The 17,451-nt window shown below is 73.2% G+C and carries 17 protein-coding genes; 10 read left to right on the plus strand and 7 right to left on the minus strand.

The genetic code is table 11. From position 1 onward, the window contains the following. The first annotated feature begins 60 nt into the window (after positions 1-60). From ACFC1T_RS05700 to ACFC1T_RS05710, 3 genes are all read left to right on the plus strand, one after another. Entirely contained in the window at positions 61-573 is a 513-nt protein-coding gene (locus ACFC1T_RS05700) for a DUF1453 domain-containing protein (protein WP_375883981.1), read from the plus strand. Positions 574-615: 42 nt separating this feature from the next. Continuing rightward, positions 616-786: a hypothetical protein gene (locus tag ACFC1T_RS05705; RefSeq protein WP_375883984.1), complete on the plus strand. Its 171-nt coding sequence runs from the start codon at positions 616-618 to the stop codon at positions 784-786. A gap of 184 nt (positions 787-970) precedes the next feature. Continuing rightward, positions 971-1,111, plus strand: coding sequence for a hypothetical protein (locus ACFC1T_RS05710; RefSeq protein ID WP_375883986.1), 141 nt, complete (start codon positions 971-973; stop codon positions 1,109-1,111). 1 nt (position 1,112) lies between these two features. Here ACFC1T_RS05710 and ACFC1T_RS05715 read toward each other — a convergent pair whose 3' ends face one another. Next, the gene (locus tag ACFC1T_RS05715) at positions 1,113-4,010 is read right to left on the minus strand and encodes an FAD-binding and (Fe-S)-binding domain-containing protein (protein WP_375883988.1); all 2,898 of its coding nucleotides are present in this window, start codon (positions 4,008-4,010) and stop codon (positions 1,113-1,115) included. A gap of 134 nt (positions 4,011-4,144) precedes the next feature. Here ACFC1T_RS05715 and ACFC1T_RS05720 point away from each other — a divergent pair, with 134 nt between their 5' ends. Both ACFC1T_RS05720 and ACFC1T_RS05725 read left to right on the plus strand, forming a co-directional pair. Further along, a complete protein-coding gene (locus ACFC1T_RS05720) occupies positions 4,145-5,398 on the plus strand; it encodes an RNA-guided endonuclease InsQ/TnpB family protein (RefSeq protein ID WP_375883990.1) in 1,254 nt (417 codons plus the stop codon). Positions 5,399-5,509: 111 nt separating this feature from the next. Continuing rightward, positions 5,510-6,169 carry an HIT family protein gene (locus tag ACFC1T_RS05725; RefSeq protein ID WP_375883992.1) on the plus strand — a complete coding sequence of 220 codons (660 nt, stop codon included), beginning with the start codon at positions 5,510-5,512 and terminating at the stop codon, positions 6,167-6,169. Here ACFC1T_RS05725 and ACFC1T_RS05730 read toward each other — a convergent pair. The 3 genes from ACFC1T_RS05730 to ACFC1T_RS05740 form a co-directional block, all read right to left on the minus strand. Beyond that, entirely contained in the window at positions 6,153-7,157 is a 1,005-nt protein-coding gene (locus ACFC1T_RS05730; RefSeq protein ID WP_375883994.1) for a glycosyltransferase family 2 protein, read from the minus strand. The two genes, ACFC1T_RS05725 and ACFC1T_RS05730, sit on opposite strands and share 17 nt — an antisense overlap. A 224-nt stretch (positions 7,158-7,381) precedes the next feature. Beyond that, on the minus strand, positions 7,382-8,047 hold the full coding sequence (locus tag ACFC1T_RS05735; protein WP_375883997.1) for a transglycosylase SLT domain-containing protein: 666 nt from the start codon (positions 8,045-8,047) through the stop codon (positions 7,382-7,384). 694 nt (positions 8,048-8,741) lie between these two features. Continuing rightward, the gene (locus ACFC1T_RS05740; RefSeq protein WP_375883999.1) at positions 8,742-10,184 is read right to left on the minus strand and encodes an amino acid permease; all 1,443 of its coding nucleotides are present in this window, start codon (positions 10,182-10,184) and stop codon (positions 8,742-8,744) included. Positions 10,185-10,467: 283 nt separating this feature from the next. Between ACFC1T_RS05740 and ACFC1T_RS05745 the strand changes: the two genes are divergently transcribed. After that, positions 10,468-11,451 carry a Ku protein gene (locus ACFC1T_RS05745; protein ID WP_375884001.1) on the plus strand — a complete coding sequence of 328 codons (984 nt, stop codon included), beginning with the start codon at positions 10,468-10,470 and terminating at the stop codon, positions 11,449-11,451. A 49-nt stretch (positions 11,452-11,500) separates the two neighbouring features. Next, positions 11,501-11,782: a hypothetical protein gene (locus tag ACFC1T_RS05750; protein ID WP_375884003.1), complete on the plus strand. Its 282-nt coding sequence runs from the start codon at positions 11,501-11,503 to the stop codon at positions 11,780-11,782. A gap of 82 nt (positions 11,783-11,864) precedes the next feature. On the opposite strand, the gene ACFC1T_RS05755 is transcribed toward ACFC1T_RS05750, so the two are convergent. Together ACFC1T_RS05755 and ACFC1T_RS05760 are read right to left on the minus strand one after the other, a co-directional pair. Beyond that, a complete protein-coding gene (locus tag ACFC1T_RS05755; RefSeq protein ID WP_375884006.1) occupies positions 11,865-13,253 on the minus strand; it encodes an NADP-dependent succinic semialdehyde dehydrogenase in 1,389 nt (462 codons plus the stop codon). A gap of 115 nt (positions 13,254-13,368) precedes the next feature. Further along, positions 13,369-13,650, minus strand: a complete 282-nt coding sequence (locus ACFC1T_RS05760) for a DUF6158 family protein (protein ID WP_375884008.1) — start codon at positions 13,648-13,650, stop codon at positions 13,369-13,371. 144 nt (positions 13,651-13,794) lie between these two features. On the opposite strand from ACFC1T_RS05760, the gene ACFC1T_RS05765 reads away from it, so the two are divergent. From ACFC1T_RS05765 to ACFC1T_RS05775, 3 genes are read left to right on the plus strand one after another with little or no spacing between them, the layout of a single operon-like run. After that, the gene (locus ACFC1T_RS05765; RefSeq protein WP_375884009.1) at positions 13,795-14,400 is read left to right on the plus strand and encodes an ArsR/SmtB family transcription factor; all 606 of its coding nucleotides are present in this window, start codon (positions 13,795-13,797) and stop codon (positions 14,398-14,400) included. Then, positions 14,397-15,692 (plus strand): MFS transporter, encoded by a 1,296-nt coding sequence (locus ACFC1T_RS05770; protein WP_375884012.1) that lies wholly within the window; start codon positions 14,397-14,399, stop codon positions 15,690-15,692. Before ACFC1T_RS05765 ends, ACFC1T_RS05770 begins: the two co-directional genes overlap by 4 nt. Before the next feature lie 47 nt (positions 15,693-15,739). Next, a complete protein-coding gene (locus tag ACFC1T_RS05775; protein ID WP_375884015.1) occupies positions 15,740-16,738 on the plus strand; it encodes an adenosine deaminase in 999 nt (332 codons plus the stop codon). 18 nt (positions 16,739-16,756) lie between these two features. On the opposite strand, the gene ACFC1T_RS05780 is transcribed toward ACFC1T_RS05775, so the two are convergent. Further along, positions 16,757-17,338 (minus strand): dihydrofolate reductase family protein, encoded by a 582-nt coding sequence (locus ACFC1T_RS05780; RefSeq protein WP_375884018.1) that lies wholly within the window; start codon positions 17,336-17,338, stop codon positions 16,757-16,759. Positions 17,339-17,451 lie beyond the last annotated feature (113 nt).

The raw sequence follows: 17,451 nt of genomic DNA on the forward strand, positions 1-17,451 counted from the left end.
CATTGCTGCCGGAGCTGATTTAGCACGGTCGAGCTATAAAAATCGGGGAGTGGGGCGGGGATGGGCAACTGGGTGCACGTGGCACTGATCGGGGTCGTGGTGGTCGTGGTGGTGGTCCGGCGGCTGCGCGGTGAACCGCTCAACGCGCGGGACCTCTTCGCGCCGCCGGTGGTGCTCACCGCCCTCGGGTTGTGGGCACTGTCGCAGCGGCACGGCCTCGGAGCGGGCGACTGCGGCTGGATCGGCGCCGGTGCGGCGCTCGGTGTCGCCCTCGGCGCGCTGCGCGGCGCCACCATCCGGGTGTACGAACGGGGGGGCGTGCTGTGGCAGCGCTACACCGGGCGGACCTTCCTGGTGGCCGTGGTCTCGCTCGCCGCGATGGCGGGCTTCGCGCTGCTCGCCGAGCGCGGCGGCCTGGCGGCGGACGCCCGTCCGGTCCAACTCTCCATCGGCGTGGGCTTCCTGGGGGAGGCGCTGGTGGTCGGCTACCGCGGGCTCGCCTTCGGGGCCCCGTTCGCGCCCGAGAGGCGGGGCGCGAAGTCGCCGCTCGGGCCGGATCGATTCGGGCGGTAACTTTGGTTGTCGTCGACCCTGTTGGTAACTGTGGTTGTCGCCATGACTGCTGTGGAGATCACCACCGAGGAGCAGGCCGAACTGGCCAAGGCCCTCCTCGACGCGCTCAATCCCGTCGCCGCCGCCGTGCGAGCCCGGGCGACCGGGCTGCCCGAGGAGCGGATGTGGCACGCCGATCCGGCCGAGATCGCCCTCTCCGTGCTGGCTGCCTGACGGTGAGGTCAAGCGACTTGCCGCGACCGCGGCCGCCACCGCCGGCTCCTACGGCGCCAGCTACGAGCAGCTGGGCGCCGCCTGGGGCATCACCCGGCAGGGCGCCCGGAAGAAGTGGCCGGAGGCCGTCAGCCGTCCGGCGGCCCGGCCCGGCTCGCTCGAACTGTTCGGCGGAACATTCGAGTTGGCCGCGGACCGGGCCGCCGACGGCTGGCACTGGACGGCTGTCGGCGCCGACGGGGTGAGCGGCGAGGCGGCCGCCGGCCACCCGACCCGGGAGGAGGCCGCCGCTCACGCCGGGGCCTTCCTCGCCGAGCACGCCTAGCTCATTCCGAAGACTGCTCCCGCAGCCCCCGGGCGATCAGCTCCGCCAGGTGCAGGGCCCTTCGCCCGTCGGCCAGTTGGGCGATCTGGGTGCGGCAGCTGAACCCGTCCGCGAGTACCACGGTGTCGGGCCCGGCGGCCCGGACCTCGGGCAGCAGGACGCGCTCGGCGATCGCCCGGGACACCTCGAAGTGCCCCCGTTCGAAACCGAAGTTGCCCGCCAGCCCGCAGCAGCCGGAGTCCAGTACCCGGTTGTCCAGGCCCAGTCGGGCCTCGACCCGGCGGTCGGCGGCGCTGCCGAGCACCGCGTGCTGGTGGCAGTGGGTCTGGGTGACGGCCTCCAGCCGGACCGGGGGGAGCGGCGCCTCCGGGGCGTACTCGTCGATGAACTCGGCGAAGGTGCGCGTCCGTTGGGAGAGTGGGCGGCCTTCCGCGCCGAGGAGTCGGGGCAGGTCCTCGCGCAGGGTGGCGGTGCAGCTGGGGTCCAGGCCGACCACGGGGGTGTCGGCCGGGAGCCCGGTGGCCGCCAGGGCCGCCAGGCTGCGCCGCAACACCCGCCGGGCGGTGCCGAGTTGACCGGTGGAGTACCAGGTGAGGCCGCAGCACACCGGCCCGTCGGGCAGTCGGACGTCGAAGCCCAGGTGTTCCAGCACCTCGACGGCCGAGCGCAGGACGTCGGGCTGGAGGCGGTCGGAGAAGGTGTCCGGCCACAGTAGGACCGGCCGGGCGCCCGCCGGGGCGGGGCGGGTGGCGCGGTGGCGCCGGTACCAGCGGGTGAAGGTCTCGGGCGGGAGGACCGGCAGCACCCGGCGCCGGTCGATCCCGCCGAGCCGTTTGAGCAGGGCGCCGGCCCGGGAGCGGGCCAGCGTGTTGGCGGCCGCAGGTACCGGTGCGACCATGCGCAGCCACAGTGGCAGCCAGCCCATCGAGTAGTGGGCGAGCGGGCGGGGCCGGCGCCGGTAGTGCTGGTACAGGAACTCGGTCTTGTAGGTCGCCATGTCGACGTGCACCGGGCAGTCGCTCGCGCAGCCCTTGCAGCTCAGGCAGAGGTCCAGGGCCTCCCGCACCTCCGCCGAGCGCCAGCCGTCCGGCACGGCGTCGCCGCGCAGCATCTCGGCGAGCAGCCGGGCCCGGCCCCGGGTGGAGTGCCGCTCCTCGCCGGTGGCCATGTAGCTCGGGCACATCACCCCGGTGGTCGGGTCCACGCACTTGGCGACGCCCACGCAGCGGTGCACCGCCCTGGTGAGGCTGCCGCCGTCCTGCTCGTACGGCAGGGCCAGCGGCAGCGGGCGGCGCGGGGCGGTGACGAAGCGCAGGTCGGCGTCGAGCGGGCGGGGGTCGACCAGGGCGCCCGGGTTGAGCAGGTTCTCCGGGTCCCAGATCCGTTTGAACTCGCCGAACAGGGCGATGACTTCGGGCGGGTACATGCGCGGCAGCAGCTCGGACCGGGCCTGCCCGTCACCGTGCTCGCCGGAGAGTGAACCGCCGTACGAGACCGCCAGGTCGGCCGCCTGCTCCAGGAACTCCCGGAAGACCGGGGCCCCGTGCGGCCGGTCCAGCGGGAAGTCGATCCGCAGGTGCACGCAGCCGTCGCCGAAGTGCCCGTACGGCACGCCGTGCAGGCCGTGCCGGCGCAGCAGGGCGCGCAGGCCGCGCAGGTAGTCGCCGAGCCGTTCGGGCGGGACGGCGGAGTCCTCCCAGCCGGGCCAGGCCTGGCCGCCGCCGGGCAGGCGGGTGACGATCCCGGCGCCGGCCTCCCGGACGGCCCACAGCTGGCGCTGCTCGACCGGGTCGGTGACCAGGGCGACGGTGGCCGCGGGCTCCCGGCGCACCGCGTCGGCCAGTCGGCGGGCCGCCTGGTAGGCCGCCAGTGCGGTGGCGCCGCCGGTCTCCAGGAACAGCCAGCACCCGCCCGCGGGCAGCCGGTCCAGGGCGGGCGGGCGCGGGCCGGCGGCGAGCAGGGCGGCGATCAGGTCGGCGGCCATGCCCTCGGCGGTGAGCGGACCGTACGGCAGCAGCGCGGGGACGGCGTCGGCGGCGGCGCCCTCGTCGGGGTAGCCGGCCACCACGAGGGCGCGGGCGGGCGGGTCTTCGACCAGTCGGACGGTGGCGCCCAGCAGCAGCGCGCAGGTGCCCTCGGTGCCGGTCAGTGCCCGGGCCAGGTCGTGGCCGTGTTCGGGCAGCAGCGCGTCCAGCGGGTAGCCGGAGGTGCGGCGGGGCAGCTGCGGCATGCCCTGCCGGATGACGGCGAGGTTGCGGTCGGTGAACTCCTGGAGTTCGCGGTGCAGTCGGCCGGCCCGGCCGGGCAGGTGCGTCAGCGCCGCGCGCTCGGCGGCGGTGAGCCGCCCGCCGACGGTCAGTTCGGTGCCGTCGGCGAGCAGCAGTTCCAGCCGCTCCACGTTGTCGGCGGTGCGGCCCCAGGCGAGCGAGTGGGAGCCGCAGGAGTCGTTGCCGATCATGCCGCCGAGGGTGCAGCGGCTGTGCGTGGACGGGTCCGGGCCGAAGCGCAGCCCGTACGGCCGGGCGGCGCGCTGGAGGTCGTCCAGCACGGTGCCGGGCTGGACGCGGGCGGTGCGGGCCTCGGCGTCGACCTCCAGCACCGCGCCGAGGTGGCGGCGGAAGTCCAGGACCACCGCACCGGGGCCGATCGCCTGCCCGCCGACGCTCGTCCCGGCCCCGCGGGCCACCACCGGCACGCCGTATTCCCGGCACAGTGCCAGCGCGGTGCGCACGTCGTCCGGGTCCGCGGGTTTGACCACACCGAGCGGCAGCTGCCGGTAGTTGGAGGCGTCGTGGCTGTACACCGTGCGCTCGGCGGCGTCGAAACGGACCTCCCCGCGCAGTACGGCGGCCAGTTCGCGGGCCAGTTCGGCCCCGGGGACGGTAGAGGGACGGCTCACCTTTGATCTCCCAGGTTGCTCCGGCCTTCGGGCCGGGGAGGAATGGGGGCTTGGCCCGGAGCCGCGAAGCGGCGGAGTGATCCTCGGGGGCGCCGACGTGGGCCGTTGTCAGTGCCTGTCGGTAGGTTGATCCGGTGCATCTTCGGTACTCGTATCGCATCTACCCGACGGCAGGTCAGCGTGCTTCGCTCGTCCGGACGTTCGGGTGTGCGCGGGTGGTGTACAACGACGCCCTCGCGGCGCGAAAGGAAGCCCGTAAGGGCGGCCTGCCCTACCCCAAGAGCACCGATTTGCAGAAGCAGGTGATCACGGCGGCGAAGAAGACCCCTGAGCGGGCGTGGCTGGCCTCGGTCGGGGTGGATCCGCTGATCCAGTCCCTGCGGGATCTGGACACCGCGTACCGGAACTTCTTCGACTCGGTATCCGGCAAGCGCGCCGGTCGGCCGGTCGGGCTTCCGCGGTTCAAGTCGCGCAAGGACAGTCGGCAGTCTCTGCGCTTTACCCTCAACGGGTTCCGCATCCGGGGCAATGGGAAGCTGAACCTGGCGAAGATCGGCGATGTACGGGTGAAGTGGTCGCGGGCACTGCCTGCCGACCCGTCGTCCGTGACGATCGTGCTGGATGCGGCCGGGCGGTATTACGCCAGTTTCGTCGTGGACGTCGAACCCGAGCACCTGCCCGAGGTCGATGCCGAGGTCGGCATCGACCTCGGGCTGACCACCTACGCCGTCCTCTCCGACGGCAGCGTGATCGACAACCCCCGCTTCCTCCGCAAGGCGGAGAGGAAACTCAAGGCTGCGCAGCGGGAACTGTCCCGCAAGGCCAAGGGATCGAAGAATCGGGCCAAGGCCCGCCGGAAGGTCGCCCGGGCGCACGCCAAGGTGGCCGACACCCGCATGGACTGGCTGCACAAACAGACCACCAAGTTGATCCGCGAAACCCAAGCGGTGTACCTGGAGGATCTGAACGTACGTGGCCTTGGCCGTGGCCGTCTGGCCAAGTCCGTCCACGACGCCGGATGGGCCACCTTCCGGCGCCTTCTTGAGGAGAAGGCCGCCCGGTACGGACGCCATGTCGGGATCGTGCACCGCGCGTTCCCGTCCTCCCAGCTCTGCTCGGACTGCGGACACCGCGACGGACCCAAGCCCCTGCACGTACGCGAGTGGGCCTGTCAGGTGTGCGGTGTTCTCCATGACCGTGACCTCAACGCTGCTCGCAACATCCTGGCCGCCGGGCAGGCGGACAGGCTAAACGCCTCTGGAGGACCGGTCAGATCTGGCGTGGCGATCCCACGCCAGGCACGGCCCGTTGAACGGGGAACCCACCTCGGTGACCTTCGGACCACGGGTGACCGTGCCGCAGGCGCGGGAGGAATCCCCGTCCTCTAGGGCGGGGAGGATGTCAACAGGGCCTCCCAGGAAGTGGACTCCGCCGATGATCGCAGCCGGGGCGCCGCACCGATGCGGGGCACGACCGGGCTACCGCCGACGGGGTGTCATGTGACGGGCTCGGCCGTCGTGATCAACGACTCCGCGGACCCGGCCAATCCCGACGCCTACCTCGCCCGGCTGCCGATCGGCGAGCGCCCGGCCGTCCCGACCGACGGCGCGCCGTTCTGGGACATCTTCCCGTACGAGGGCGAGCTGACGGTCCGGGTGCTCCAGTCACCGGTCCTGCCCGAGCCGCCCCGCCACGGCGAGGACGGTCCGGAGAGCTGCGGGCAGTGCGCCCGCCCGGACTCCGACTTCCTCTGGACCGACGAGCACTGGCGGCTGAGCGGCGCCGACGCCCCCAGCGGCCTGCCCGCCACCGTGCTGCTCCAGCCGCGCGCCCACCACGACCTGCTGGACCTGCCGGCCGAGCTGTCCACCCGGCTCGGCCCGATGCTCCAGCGGGTGGAGCGGGCCGTGCTGTCGCTGGGCGGCATCGGCCGGGTCCACGTGAACCGCTGGGGCGACGGTGGCGCCCACCTGCACCTGTGGCTGATCGCCCGGCCGGAGGGCCTGACGCAGCTGCGCGGCTCCACCCTGCCGCTGTGGATGGACGTGCTGCCGCCGCTGCCCGCCGGGGTGTGGGCCGAGCGCGCCCGCCGGATCGCCGCCGCGATGGCGGCTAGGGGCGGCACCGCGCCCGCCCACCGGGCTACTTGCGGCCGGTGAGGGTGCCGCGGGCGATGTGGGAGAGCTTGGCGACCTCGAAGGCCGGGTAGGCGCCGCCGGCCAGCAGGGAGAACTTGATGCCCTCGCGGCCGGCCGGCTTGCGGTGGCCGGGCGGCTGGAAGCGGTGGTGGTGCTCGGCGGCGCGGTGGAAGAACTGGGGGCGTTCGGCGCGGGTGACGCAGCCGGCGAGGTCGAAGACGAACAGGTAGTGCCGGATCATCCGGACGAACAGGGCGTCGCGGACGGCGTACAGGTGGGGCTGGTCCTCCAGCAGGGCGAAGCTGCGCTCGTACTGCTCGAAGAGGTCGAACACGCTGCTGCCCGGCCCGCCGGCCGGGTGGACGGTCTCCCGGCGGCGCAGCTGGACGCACTCGCGGGCCAGGACGGCGGCCGTGCGGGCGCCGAGCAGCGCCGCGTGCACCACCGGGATCTCCTCGTAGCGGCCGTCGGGGAAGGCGAGCCCGAGGTCCTCCCAGTGGCCGCGGCGGATCAGCCGGTCCCAGACCAGCGGGGGCGCGCCGAACAGCTCGGGCCGGTCGAAGGGGGCGAAGGGCTCGGGGCCGGCCTCGGCGAGCAGGGCCTCGGCGCCGCCCGGCCAGTCGCGGTCGTTGTGGCGGCGGGAGTGGCCGAACAGCAGGACGTCGACCGGGCCGGTCTGCCGGAGCCGGTCGGCGAGCGCCTGGAGGGCGTCCCGGGGCAGCAGGTGGTCGGCGTCGAGGAACAGCAGGTGCTCGCCGGTGGCCCGCGCCGCGCCCGCGTTCCGGCTCACCCCGACCCCGACGGCCGCGTTCAGGTGCAGCACCGACACCCGGGGGTCCCGGGCCGCGTAGGCGTCGGCGAGCCCGCCCGCGGTCTCGGGGGAGCGGTCGGCGACCACGATCACCTCGACGTCGGCCAGGGTCTGGGCGAGCAGCGAGTCCAGGCAGTCGGCGAGCTGTCCGTGCTGGTCGTAGGCGGTGAGCACGACGCTGATCAGGGGTGAGGGCATGACGCCGGAGCGTAAGAGGGCGCGCGAACCGTGGCAAAGGGCTGACGGTGCGTAATTACGAGCAATCAGTGGCAAATCGTACGAGCGTACGCCATATCTTCACGCCGCCTTCCGGACGCGTCCACGCCAGGTGGGACGCACCGGGCCGGACGCGCGCCGGGCCCGCGACGCGGGGTGCGTCGCGGGCCCGGGGCGGGTGCGCGGGAGGGCCGGAGCCGGGCGGCTCAGTACCAGTGGTGGCTCTGCCAGAACGCCCAGGCGCCGCACGGGCTGCCGTAGCGGGAGTTCATGTAGTCCAGGCCCCACTTGATCTGGGTGGCCGGGTTGGTCTTCCAGTCCGAGCCGGCCGAGGCCATCTTGGTGCCCGGCAGCGCCTGGACCAGGCCGTAGGCGCCGGAGGAGGCGTTGACGGCCATCGGGTTCCAGCTGCTCTCGCGGGCCACGATGTTGCTGAAGCACTGCAGCTGGCCGGCCGGCACGATCTGGGCGGCGATCTGCTGCGGGGTGCCGGTCGGGGCGGCGAGGCTCTGGCGCTGCTGCGAGCGGGAGGCGGCGGCGTCGGCCTGGGCCTTGGCGTCCGCCTGGGCCTTCGCGTCGGCCGCGGCCTGCGCCTGGGCGTCGGCCTGGGCCTTGGCGTCCGCATCGGCCTTCGCCTGGGCCTCCTGGGCCGCCTGGGCGTCCTGGGCGGCCTGCTGGGCAGCGGCAGCGGTGTCGGCCTGCGCCTGGTCGGCCACCGGCTTGCCGTCCACCGAGACGGCGGCCGCGGGGGCGGCGGCCTCGGCGGTGTTCCCGGCCTGCGGGATGGCGAGCGCGGCGGTGGCGGCGCTCGCGACCACGAGGGTGGCGACGCCGGTGATCAGGGAGTTGCGGCGGGCATGACTGAGCTGCATGGAGCGGGCGGTCCTTTTCCGTCGGGGGCCGTGCCGGGGCACTGGGCGCGGGGCATCGCACGGGCTCCGGGTGAGCGGGGCCCGCGCGGCCGTCCGGGACGGCCGTGGCGCCCCGGCCGAGAGCGGCGGGGCGGGCGGGCTGCGCACGGCGGACGGGGCCGGCCGACGCTGCCTGGCGACGGGCCATTCTTGGCAGGGCCGGGGACGGGTGGCAAAAGGGTTCGCTACTACGACGAGTAGTGGCCGAGCGGGCGCTTGCGGCTCGGCGTGCCGGTGTGTTTGTGGCGCTTTGTCCGGTTTTGATGTTCGAGGGTCGAGGGTGGGGGTCGCCGACGGAAGGTGGGGCCGGAAGGCTCCATGGCCTGGGTTCTTCGGGGCGGGCCCGGTGTCCGGGCGGGCGGCCCGGGAGTGACGGTCGGTGTCGGGGGCGGCACGGGCGGAGTGCGACAACTATCCAGGACCGTAGATGCGAAACCCCCTGTGGGCGGGCTCACACGTCCGCGGCGCCGACATCGACGCAGCGTGACCGGCCGGTCGCCGGTCATCGGTCTACCGCCACCGGTCCGCAGTCCGCAGTCCGCCGCGCGGCGGGCCGTCCGGCCGACCGCCCTCGTCCGGGCATGGAACGGCACCGGGCCCGGGAGCCTCCGCAACGGCTCCCGGGCCCGGCGTTCCCGCGCGGGGGCGGACGGGTTCAGGACCCCGCCGCCACCGCCGCCCGCCGGCGCCGGCCCACCACGGCCGAGGCACCGAGCACGATCGCCGCGGCCACCAGCGACAGGTACATCTGCTTGCGTCCGTCGGGGTCGGTGAACATGTACACCACGACCAAGCCGATCATGCCGATGGCCACCCAGGTGAGATAGGGGTACAGCCACATCCGGACGGTGTGCCGCTCGGGCATCTCACGCTCGATGATCTTGCGCATCCGCAGCTGGGTCGCGCAGATCACCAGCCAGACGAAGAGCGCGATCGCACCGGAGGAGTTCAGCAGGAAGGCGAACACGGTGTTCGGCGAGGTGTAGTTGAAGAAGACCGCGATGAAGCCGAAGACCACCGAGGAGAGGATGGCCACCATCGGCACGCCGCGCGAGTTCACCGTCGCGAAGACCTTCGGGGCGTCGCCGCGCCGGCCGAGCGAGAAGGCCATCCGGGAGGCGGTGTACATCCCGGAGTTGAGGCAGGAGAGCACCGCCGTCAGCACGATCACGTCCATCACCTGGCCCGCGTGCGGGATGCCCACGTGGTCGAGCACCGCCACGTACGGGCTGTCCTTCACCGCGGCGGAGTCCCACGGGAGCAGGGTCACCACCAGCAGGATGGAGCCCAGGTAGAAGATCCCGATCCGCCAGATCACGCTGTTGGTGGCCTTGCTGACCGCCTTCTCCGGGTCCTCGGACTCGCCGGCCGCCAGGGTGACGATCTCGCTGCCCATGAAGGCGAAGACGACCGTGAGCATGCCGGTGAACACCGCGCCCACGCCGTGCGGCAGGAAGCCGCCGTGGCCGGTCAGGTTGCTGGCTCCGACCGCGTGGGTGTCCGGCAGTACGCCGAAGACGGCGAGGGTGCCGATCACCAGGAACGCGGCGATCGCCACCACCTTGATCCCGGCGAACCAGAACTCGAACTCGCCGTAGGAGGCGACCGAGAACAGGTTGGTGGAGGTCAGCACCGCCATCACGATCAGGGCCCAGCCCCACTGCGGCACGCCCGGCACCCAGTGGTTGAGGATCTTGGCGCCGGCCGTCGCCTCGACGGCGAGCACCACGACCCAGAAGAACCAGTACAGCCAGCCGATGGTGAAGCCGGCCCAGCGGCCCAGCGCGCGGTCCGCGTACGCCGAGAACGAGCCGCTCTGCGGGTCGGCCGCCGCCATCTCGCCGAGCATCCGCATCACCAGCACCACCAGCACGCCGGCCAGGGTGTAGGAGAGGAGGATGCCGGGACCGGTGGAGGCGATGCCCGCCCCGGAGCCGACGAACAGGCCGGCGCCGATCACGCCGCCGATCGCGATCATCGACAGGTGCCGGTTCTTGAGCCCGGCCTTCAGGTGGCCGTCGCCGCCGTGTCCGACCGGGCCGAGCTGGTGGGGGACCTGGGTGGTGTCCGCCGCCTGCTTGGTGGTGTCCGCACTCATGGAGGGTGCCTTCTGCCTTTCCGGCGCGGCATGACCCTCGGCTCGTCGTGCCGGAGGGTGGGGGACAGACCCGCGCATTGCGGTGCAACCTAACTTCTACGCCCGGGTATCGGAACAGCTGAGAGATAACTGTTCGCTCACCGGACACAAAAGGCCAGGTCAGGGTGGGTGGAGAAGTGGCGGGAAAGGCTCAAATCTGACGCAGCGTCATGCTGGCGGGAACCCGCCAGGGCCCTGCCGGAGCAAGTGGCCGATCCGGCCGAACGCGCGCACAGTGGGAACCATGCAGACCACCTGGAAGGGGACGATCAGCTTCGGACTGGTCAGCATCCCCGTCCACCTCTACTCCGCGACCCAGGAGCACGACGTCCCGCTGCACCAGGTGCACGCCAAGGACGGTGGCCGGGTGCGGATGAAGCGGTACTGCGAACGGGAGGAGAAGGAGGTCCCGTACGCGGAGATCGCCAAGGGCTACGAGTCGCCCGACGGCCGGACGGTCACGCTCAGCGACGACGACCTCGCCGACCTGCCGCTGCCCAGCAAGAAGATCATCGACGTGCTGGCCTTCGTGGACGCCACCGAGATCGACCCGCTGATGTTCTCCAAGGCCTACTACGTGGGCGTCGCCGACAAGGCCGCCGCCAAGCCGTACGCCCTGCTGCGCGACGCGCTGGTGGAGTCGGGGCAGATCGCCGTCACCAAGATCGCGCTGCGCACCCGGGAGTCGCCCGCGGTGCTGCGGGTGCACGACGGGACGCTGGTGCTCCAGACCTGCATCTGGCCCGACGAGGTCCGCCCGGCGGCCGGGATCGCGCCCGAGGAGGACGTCGCGGTGCGGCCGCAGGAGCTCAAGATGGCGCGGTCGCTGATGGACACCCTCTCTGAGGACTTCGACCTCTCCCAGCTCCACGACGACTACCAGCAGGCGCTCCAGCAGGTGATCACCGCCCGGCTGGAGGGCGTCGAGCTCCCGCACGAGGAGGAGCCCGGCGAGGCGCCGGACAACGTGATCGACCTGATGGAGGCGCTGCGCAGCAGCCTCCGGCAGGCCAAGGGCGGCCGGGCGCCGGCCACCCCGGCCGCGGCGGAGCCGGTCGACGAACAGCCGGCCGCCGAGGAGCCGGCGCCGCGCAAGCGCGCCGCCGCGAAGAAGGCCGCCACCGCGAAGAAGACCGCCGCCGCCGGAAAGGCCGCGGGCACCGGGAAGGCCGCCCCGGCGAAGAAGACCACCACCCGCAAGTCCACGGCTCCGCGCAAGGCCTCCTGACCGCGCGGGCCGCCCCCTCCCCCTCACCCAGCACCGGAGGCGATCCCGAATGGACCTGCTCAGCTACAAGGAACTCGAAACCGGGCCGGACGCCCCGAAGAACCCGAGCCTGGGCCACCGGGCCTGGCGCTGGCTGCTCAGCCTCAGCCCCACCGTGGTGACCTTCATGGTCGCGCTCTCGATCGGCCTGCTCATGGTCGAGGTCCAGACGGAGTGGGACCCGATGATCGGGCTGATGGCCTTCGTCTGGCTGCTGACCTTCATCGCGCTGGTCGGCATGTTCGCCCGCTGGGCGACGCCCGGCCGGGGCAGGCACCGGACGGTGGGCTGACCTGACCTGACCTGGCCTGGCCTGACCGGCCCGAACCCGGGTACCCGCAGCCGTACCGGAGGCGTCGCGGCTCCGGGAGCGATCAACCGATCCACACCGTGGTGACGTTGCAGAACTCCCGGATGCCGTGCCCGGAGAGCTCCCGCCCGAAGCCGGAGCGCTTGACCCCGCCGAAGGGCAGCGCCGGGTGGGAGGCGGTCATGCCGTTGAAGAACACCCCGCCGGCCTGGATGTCGCGGACGAAGCGCTCCTGCTCGTCCTGGTCGGTGGTCCAGACGTTGGAACTGAGCCCGAACGGCGTGTCGTTGGCGAGTGCCACCGCCTCGTCCAGGTCGGCGACCCGGTAGACGGTGGCGACCGGGCCGAAGGTCTCCTCCAGGTGGATCCGCATCGCCGGGGTGATGCCGGTCAGCACGGTCGGCTCGTAGAACCAGCCGGTGTCCCAGCCCATCGGGCGGTTGCCGCCGCACTCGACCCGGGCGCCGTGGGTGCGGGCGTCCTCGACCAGTTCCTCCAGGTCGTCCCGGCCCTGGCGGCTGGCCAGCGGGCCGACGTCGGTGGCCTCGTCCATCGGGTCGCCGATCCGCAGCGCGCGCATCGCCTCGGTGAAGGCGGCGGTGAAGCGGTCGTAGACGTCGGTGTGCACGATGAAGCGCTTCGCGGCGATGCAGGACTGGCCGTTGTTCTGCACCCGGGCCCGGACGGCGGTGGCGACCGCGGCGTCCAGGTCGGCGCTCGGCAGGACCACGAACGGGTCGCTGCCGCCCAGCTCCAGCACCGACTTCTTCACCTCGTCCGCGGCGGCGGCCGCGACCGCCCGCCCGGCCGGCTCGCTGCCGGTGAGGGTGACGGCGGCGACCCGGCGGTCCCGGACCACGCCCTCGACCGCGCCCGAGCCGATCAGCAGGGTCTGGAAGCAGCCCTCGGGGAAGCCGGCCCGCCGGAACAGTTCCTCGAGTGCCAGCGCGGTGCGCGGCACGTTGGAGGCGTGCTTGAGCAGGCCGACGTTGCCCGCCATCAGGGCCGGCGCGGCGAAGCGGATCACCTGCCAGAACGGGAAGTTCCACGGCATCACGGCGAGCACCGGGCCGAGCGGGCGGTAGCGGATGTACGCCCGGGAGGCGCCGCTGTCGGCCACGTCGGCCGGGTCCGGGTGCTCGTCGGCGAGCAGCGCCTCGGCGTGGTCGGCGTACCAGCGCATCGCCTTGGCGCACTTGGCGGCCTCGGCCCGGGCGGCGGCGAGCGGCTTGCCCATCTCCTCGGTCATGGTGCGGGCGAGCGCGTCCTGGTCCCGGTCCAGCAGGTCGGCCGCGCGGTGCATCAGTTCGGCGCGGACGGCGAACGGGGTGCCGCGGTAGCCGTGGAAGGCGGCTTCGGCGCGGGCCAGCCGCCGCTCGATCCCGGCCGCGTCGAGCGCTTCGAAGGTCTGGACGATCTCGCCGGTCGCGGGGTTGACGCTGGCGATGGGCATGCGGGGCTCCCAGTGGGGGGGTCGGGTCCGGTGCTCTGCCCTCACACCCTCCCCGACGCCCCGCCCCGGGGCGCGCCACCGCCGCCCGGCGTGTCCCGCCGGGGGCCGGCGGGCGTCACTCCGGCAGCGACTCCACCCGGGCGGCCGCCTCCCGGGCCCGGGCTCCGGCCCTGGTCCGTGCCGCGGTCACCTGCCGGAGGGGGAAGCGGTTCAGGTACTCGGCCTCCAGCTGGCCGGTCCGCAGGGTGTGCCGTTTCAGCGCCTCCTCCGAGCCGTACAGGAAGGTCTCGTGGCGGGTGCGGTGCAGTTGCTCCAGCTCGTGCAGCAGGGTGTCGTTGCCCAGTGCGTGCGGGGAGATGCCCGCGGGCCGGATGTGCGGGTCGTCGGCGTGCTGCATCGCGGTGCCTCCTCGGCGGAAGTCCCCTCCTCCAGGGTGCCCGCCGACCGCCGCCGGTGCACCCGATCGTCCGGGGCGGTCCGATGGACAAGGGGAATTGTAAAAGATCTGTCGTACAAGAGCTCTTGTGGATATCCTCCCGGCATGGACGAGACGACTGGCAGGACGACCGACGAACCGCGCGGCACCCGGGAGATCCAGGACTCCCGGGTGCTCGCCGCCCTCACTCACCCGTTGCGCTGGCGGCTGATCGACCTGCTCAAGGTCGACGGCCCGGCCACCGTCGGGAGACTGGCCGAGCGCACCGGGCAGGCGGTGGGCAACGTCAGCCACCACCTCAAGGTGCTGGCCGAGAGCGGACTGATCGAGGAGGCGGCCGAGCTCGCCCGGGACCGGCGGGAGCGCTGGTGGCGGCTGGCCGACCGCGAACTCAGCTGGACCAGGGCCGACTTCGACGGGGACCCGGCCGCCGAGGCGGTCGCCGACGCGGCCGGATCGATCCTGCTGGAACGCAAGGTCGAGCTGGTCCGCGAGTGGTCCGCGCGGCGCGGCGGGTACGACCCCGACTGGCGGGACGGCTGCTCGGTGGCCACCGAGGCCTGGCTGCGGCTCACCCCCGAGGAGGCCCGGGAGCTGGCCGCCGACCTTCACGAGGTGATCCAGAAGTGGGCCCGGCGGCCGGTGCCCGAGGACGGGCGGGAGCGCGAGACCGTCCTGGCCTTCGCCCACAGCGTCCCGGCCAGGCCGTGACCGCCACCCTCGCCCCGCCCGCCGGGGGCCCCGAACTCCGTTCGCGCTGGGGCCTGTTCGCCCAGCGGGACTTCCGGCTGCTGTGGGCCGGGCAGACCGTCAGCCGACTGGGCAGCAGTGTCACCACCGTCGCACTGCCGCTGGTCGCGGTGCTCACCCTGGGTGCCGGGCCGCTCGCCGCGGGCCTGCTGACCAGCGCGATCTGGCTGCCCTGGCTGCTGTTCGGCCTGCCGGCCGGGGTCTGGGTCGGCCGGGCGCCCCGGCGGACCGTGATGATCGCCTGCAACCTCGGCTCCGCCGGGCTCCTCGCCAGCGTGCCGGTGGCGGGGTGGTTCGGCGTCCTCACCCTGGCGCACCTGCTGGCCGTGGCCTTCCTCGGCGGCGTCTGCTCGGTGTTCTTCGACGCCGCCGACCAGGCGTACCTGCCCGAGCTGGTCGCCCCGGCGGACCTGATCGAGGGCAACGCCAAGCTCCAGGGCAGCGGCTCGGCGGCCGAGGTCGCGGGCCGCGGACTGGCCGGGCTGGCCGTCCAACTCATCGGGGCCGCAGGCGGGTTGCTCATCGACGCGGTGAGCTTCCTGGTCGCGGCCGGCACCCTGCTGCGGATCCGCGCCCGGCCGCACCCGGTGCCGCCGGTGCCGGAAGGCCTGCGCGGACAGGTCCGCGAGGGGCTGTCCTTCCTGCTGCGCGACCCCTACCTGCGGGCCTTCCTCTGCTTCGGCGCGGCCGCCAACTTCGCCCTCATGGGCTACCAGGCGATCCTGGCGCTGTTCCTGGTCCGGGAGGCCGGCATCGCCCCCGGCTGGGTCGGCGTGCTCGCCTCCGCCGCCGCCGGCGGCGGGGTGCTCGGCGCGGCGGCGGTCCGCCCGCTGTGCGCCCGGCTGGGGACGGCCCGCGCGGTGCGGACCGTGCTGCTCGGCGCCGTCCCGCTCGGGCTGCTGATGCCGCTGGCCGGGCCGGGAGCGGGCACCGCCCTGTACGTGGTCGGCGCGCTCGGGGTGGTCGCGGCGGTGGTGTTCTGCAACGTCGTGCTCGGCAGCTTCCGGCAGTCCTACACCCCGCCCGGGCTGCTCACCCGGGTGGCGGCCGGATCGATGTTCGCCGTCCACGCCACCATCCCGCTCGGCGCCCTGACCGGCGGCGCACTGGGCGAGGCGATCGGCCTGCGACCCACCATGTGGGTGATGACCGGCCTGCTCGTGGTGGCCGGGACGCTGCCGCTGTTCTCGCCGCTGCGCACCCTCCGGGAGCTGCCCACGGCGCCCCCGAAGATCGGCGAGATCATAGGATGAATTCCGCACCTTCAGGCTCAATCCCCGACAGCTCGGACAGATCGCACATGCCGCTCCCCAAGGCCGAACTCCACCTGCACATCGAAGGCACCCTCGAACCCGAGCTCGCCTTCGCCCTCGCCGCCCGCAACTCCGTCGAACTGCCGTACGCCGACACGGAGGAACTGCGGAAGGCGTACTCGTTCAGCGACCTGCAGTCCTTCCTCGACCTCTACTACGCGCTGATGGCCGTGCTGCGCACCGAGCAGGACTTCGCCGACCTCGCGGACGCCTACCTGGCCCGGGCCGCCGAACAGGGCGTGCGGCACGCGGAGATCTTCTTCGACCCCCAGGCGCACACCGGTCGCGGGGTGCCGCTCGGCGTGGTCGTGGACGGCCTGACCCGCGCGCTGTCGCGCAGCGAGCAGCGGTACGGCATCAGCACCCAGCTGATCATGTGCTTCCTGCGCGACGAGTCCGCCGACTCCGCCCTGGACACCTTCGAGGCCGCCCGCCCGTACTTCGACCGGATCGCCGGCATCGGCCTGGACTCGGCCGAGGTCGGCAACCCGCCCGCGAAGTTCCGCGAGGTCTACCGCCGGGCCGCCGAGGCCGGGCTGCGCCGGGTCGCCCACGCGGGCGAGGAGGGCCCGGCCTCGTACATCACCGAAGCGCTGGACGTGCTCGGCGTGGAACGGATCGACCACGGCCTGCGCTGCCTGGAGGACGGCGAACTCGTCGCCCGACTGGTCCGCGAGCAGGTCCCGCTGACCCTCTGCCCGCTCTCCAACGTCCGGCTGCGCTGCATCGACACCCTCGCCGACCACCCGCTGCGGGAGATGCTGGACGCCGGCCTGCTGGTCACCGTCAACTCCGACGACCCGGCCTACTTCGGCGGCTACGTCGAGGACAACTTCCGCGCCGTCCGGCAGGCCCTGGCCCTCGACCAGGAGACCCTGCGCCGACTGGCCGCCAACTCCTTCCGGGCCTCCTTCATCGACGACCGCCGCCGCGCCGAACTCCTCGCCGAGGTCGAGCGGTTCACCTTCGACCCGATCGACGGCTGACCGCCCGTCGGCCCTGCTTCAGTCCAGCGGCGAGGGCCCGCTGCGGGCGTAGCGCAGCAGGGTCACGCCGTTGGTGAAACGGTGGGTCTCGACCGGGGTGAGCGGGACGGGGCGGTCGGTCGGGCGGAACAGCAGGGTGCCGCCGCCGAGGACGACGGGATGGACGAGGAGGCGGAATTCGTCGATCAGGTCCTGGGCCAGGAAGGAGGCGGCCAGGTCGGCGCCGCCGAGGGCGAGGTTCCCGCCGGGGCCGGCGGCGAGGGCGGCGACCGTGCCGGGGGTGACCTCGCGGACGACGGTGGTGTTCCAGTCGGCGTGGTCGAGGGTGCGGGAGAAGACGGTCTTCGGCATGGTGCGCCAGATCTCCGCGAACTCCGCGACCGGGCCCGCGGCGGCCGGGTCCCGGTCGGCGGTGGGCCAGAAGGCGGCCATCAGTTCGTGGGTGCGCCGGCCGGAGAGGAAACCACCCATGCGGACGAGTTCGCGGTTCATGTGGGCGTGCACCTCGTCGTCGATGAGCTGCCAGCCGAGGTCGTGGTCCGGACCCTCGAAGTAGCCGTCCACGGAGACGGACATGAAGAGGACGATCCTGCGTCGCATGGCGGCCTCACCGGGGGAGGGCCCCCGCCGCCCGCTGCCCGCTCCCCGGGGTGGGAGCGGGCAGCGTGCGGCGGACGGGCGTCAGATCAGGGTGCTCCAGTAGTACCAGAACC

The sequence above is a fragment of the Kitasatospora sp. NPDC056076 genome (assembly GCF_042266305.1).
In the GTDB taxonomy this organism is placed as follows: domain Bacteria; phylum Actinomycetota; class Actinomycetes; order Streptomycetales; family Streptomycetaceae; genus Kitasatospora.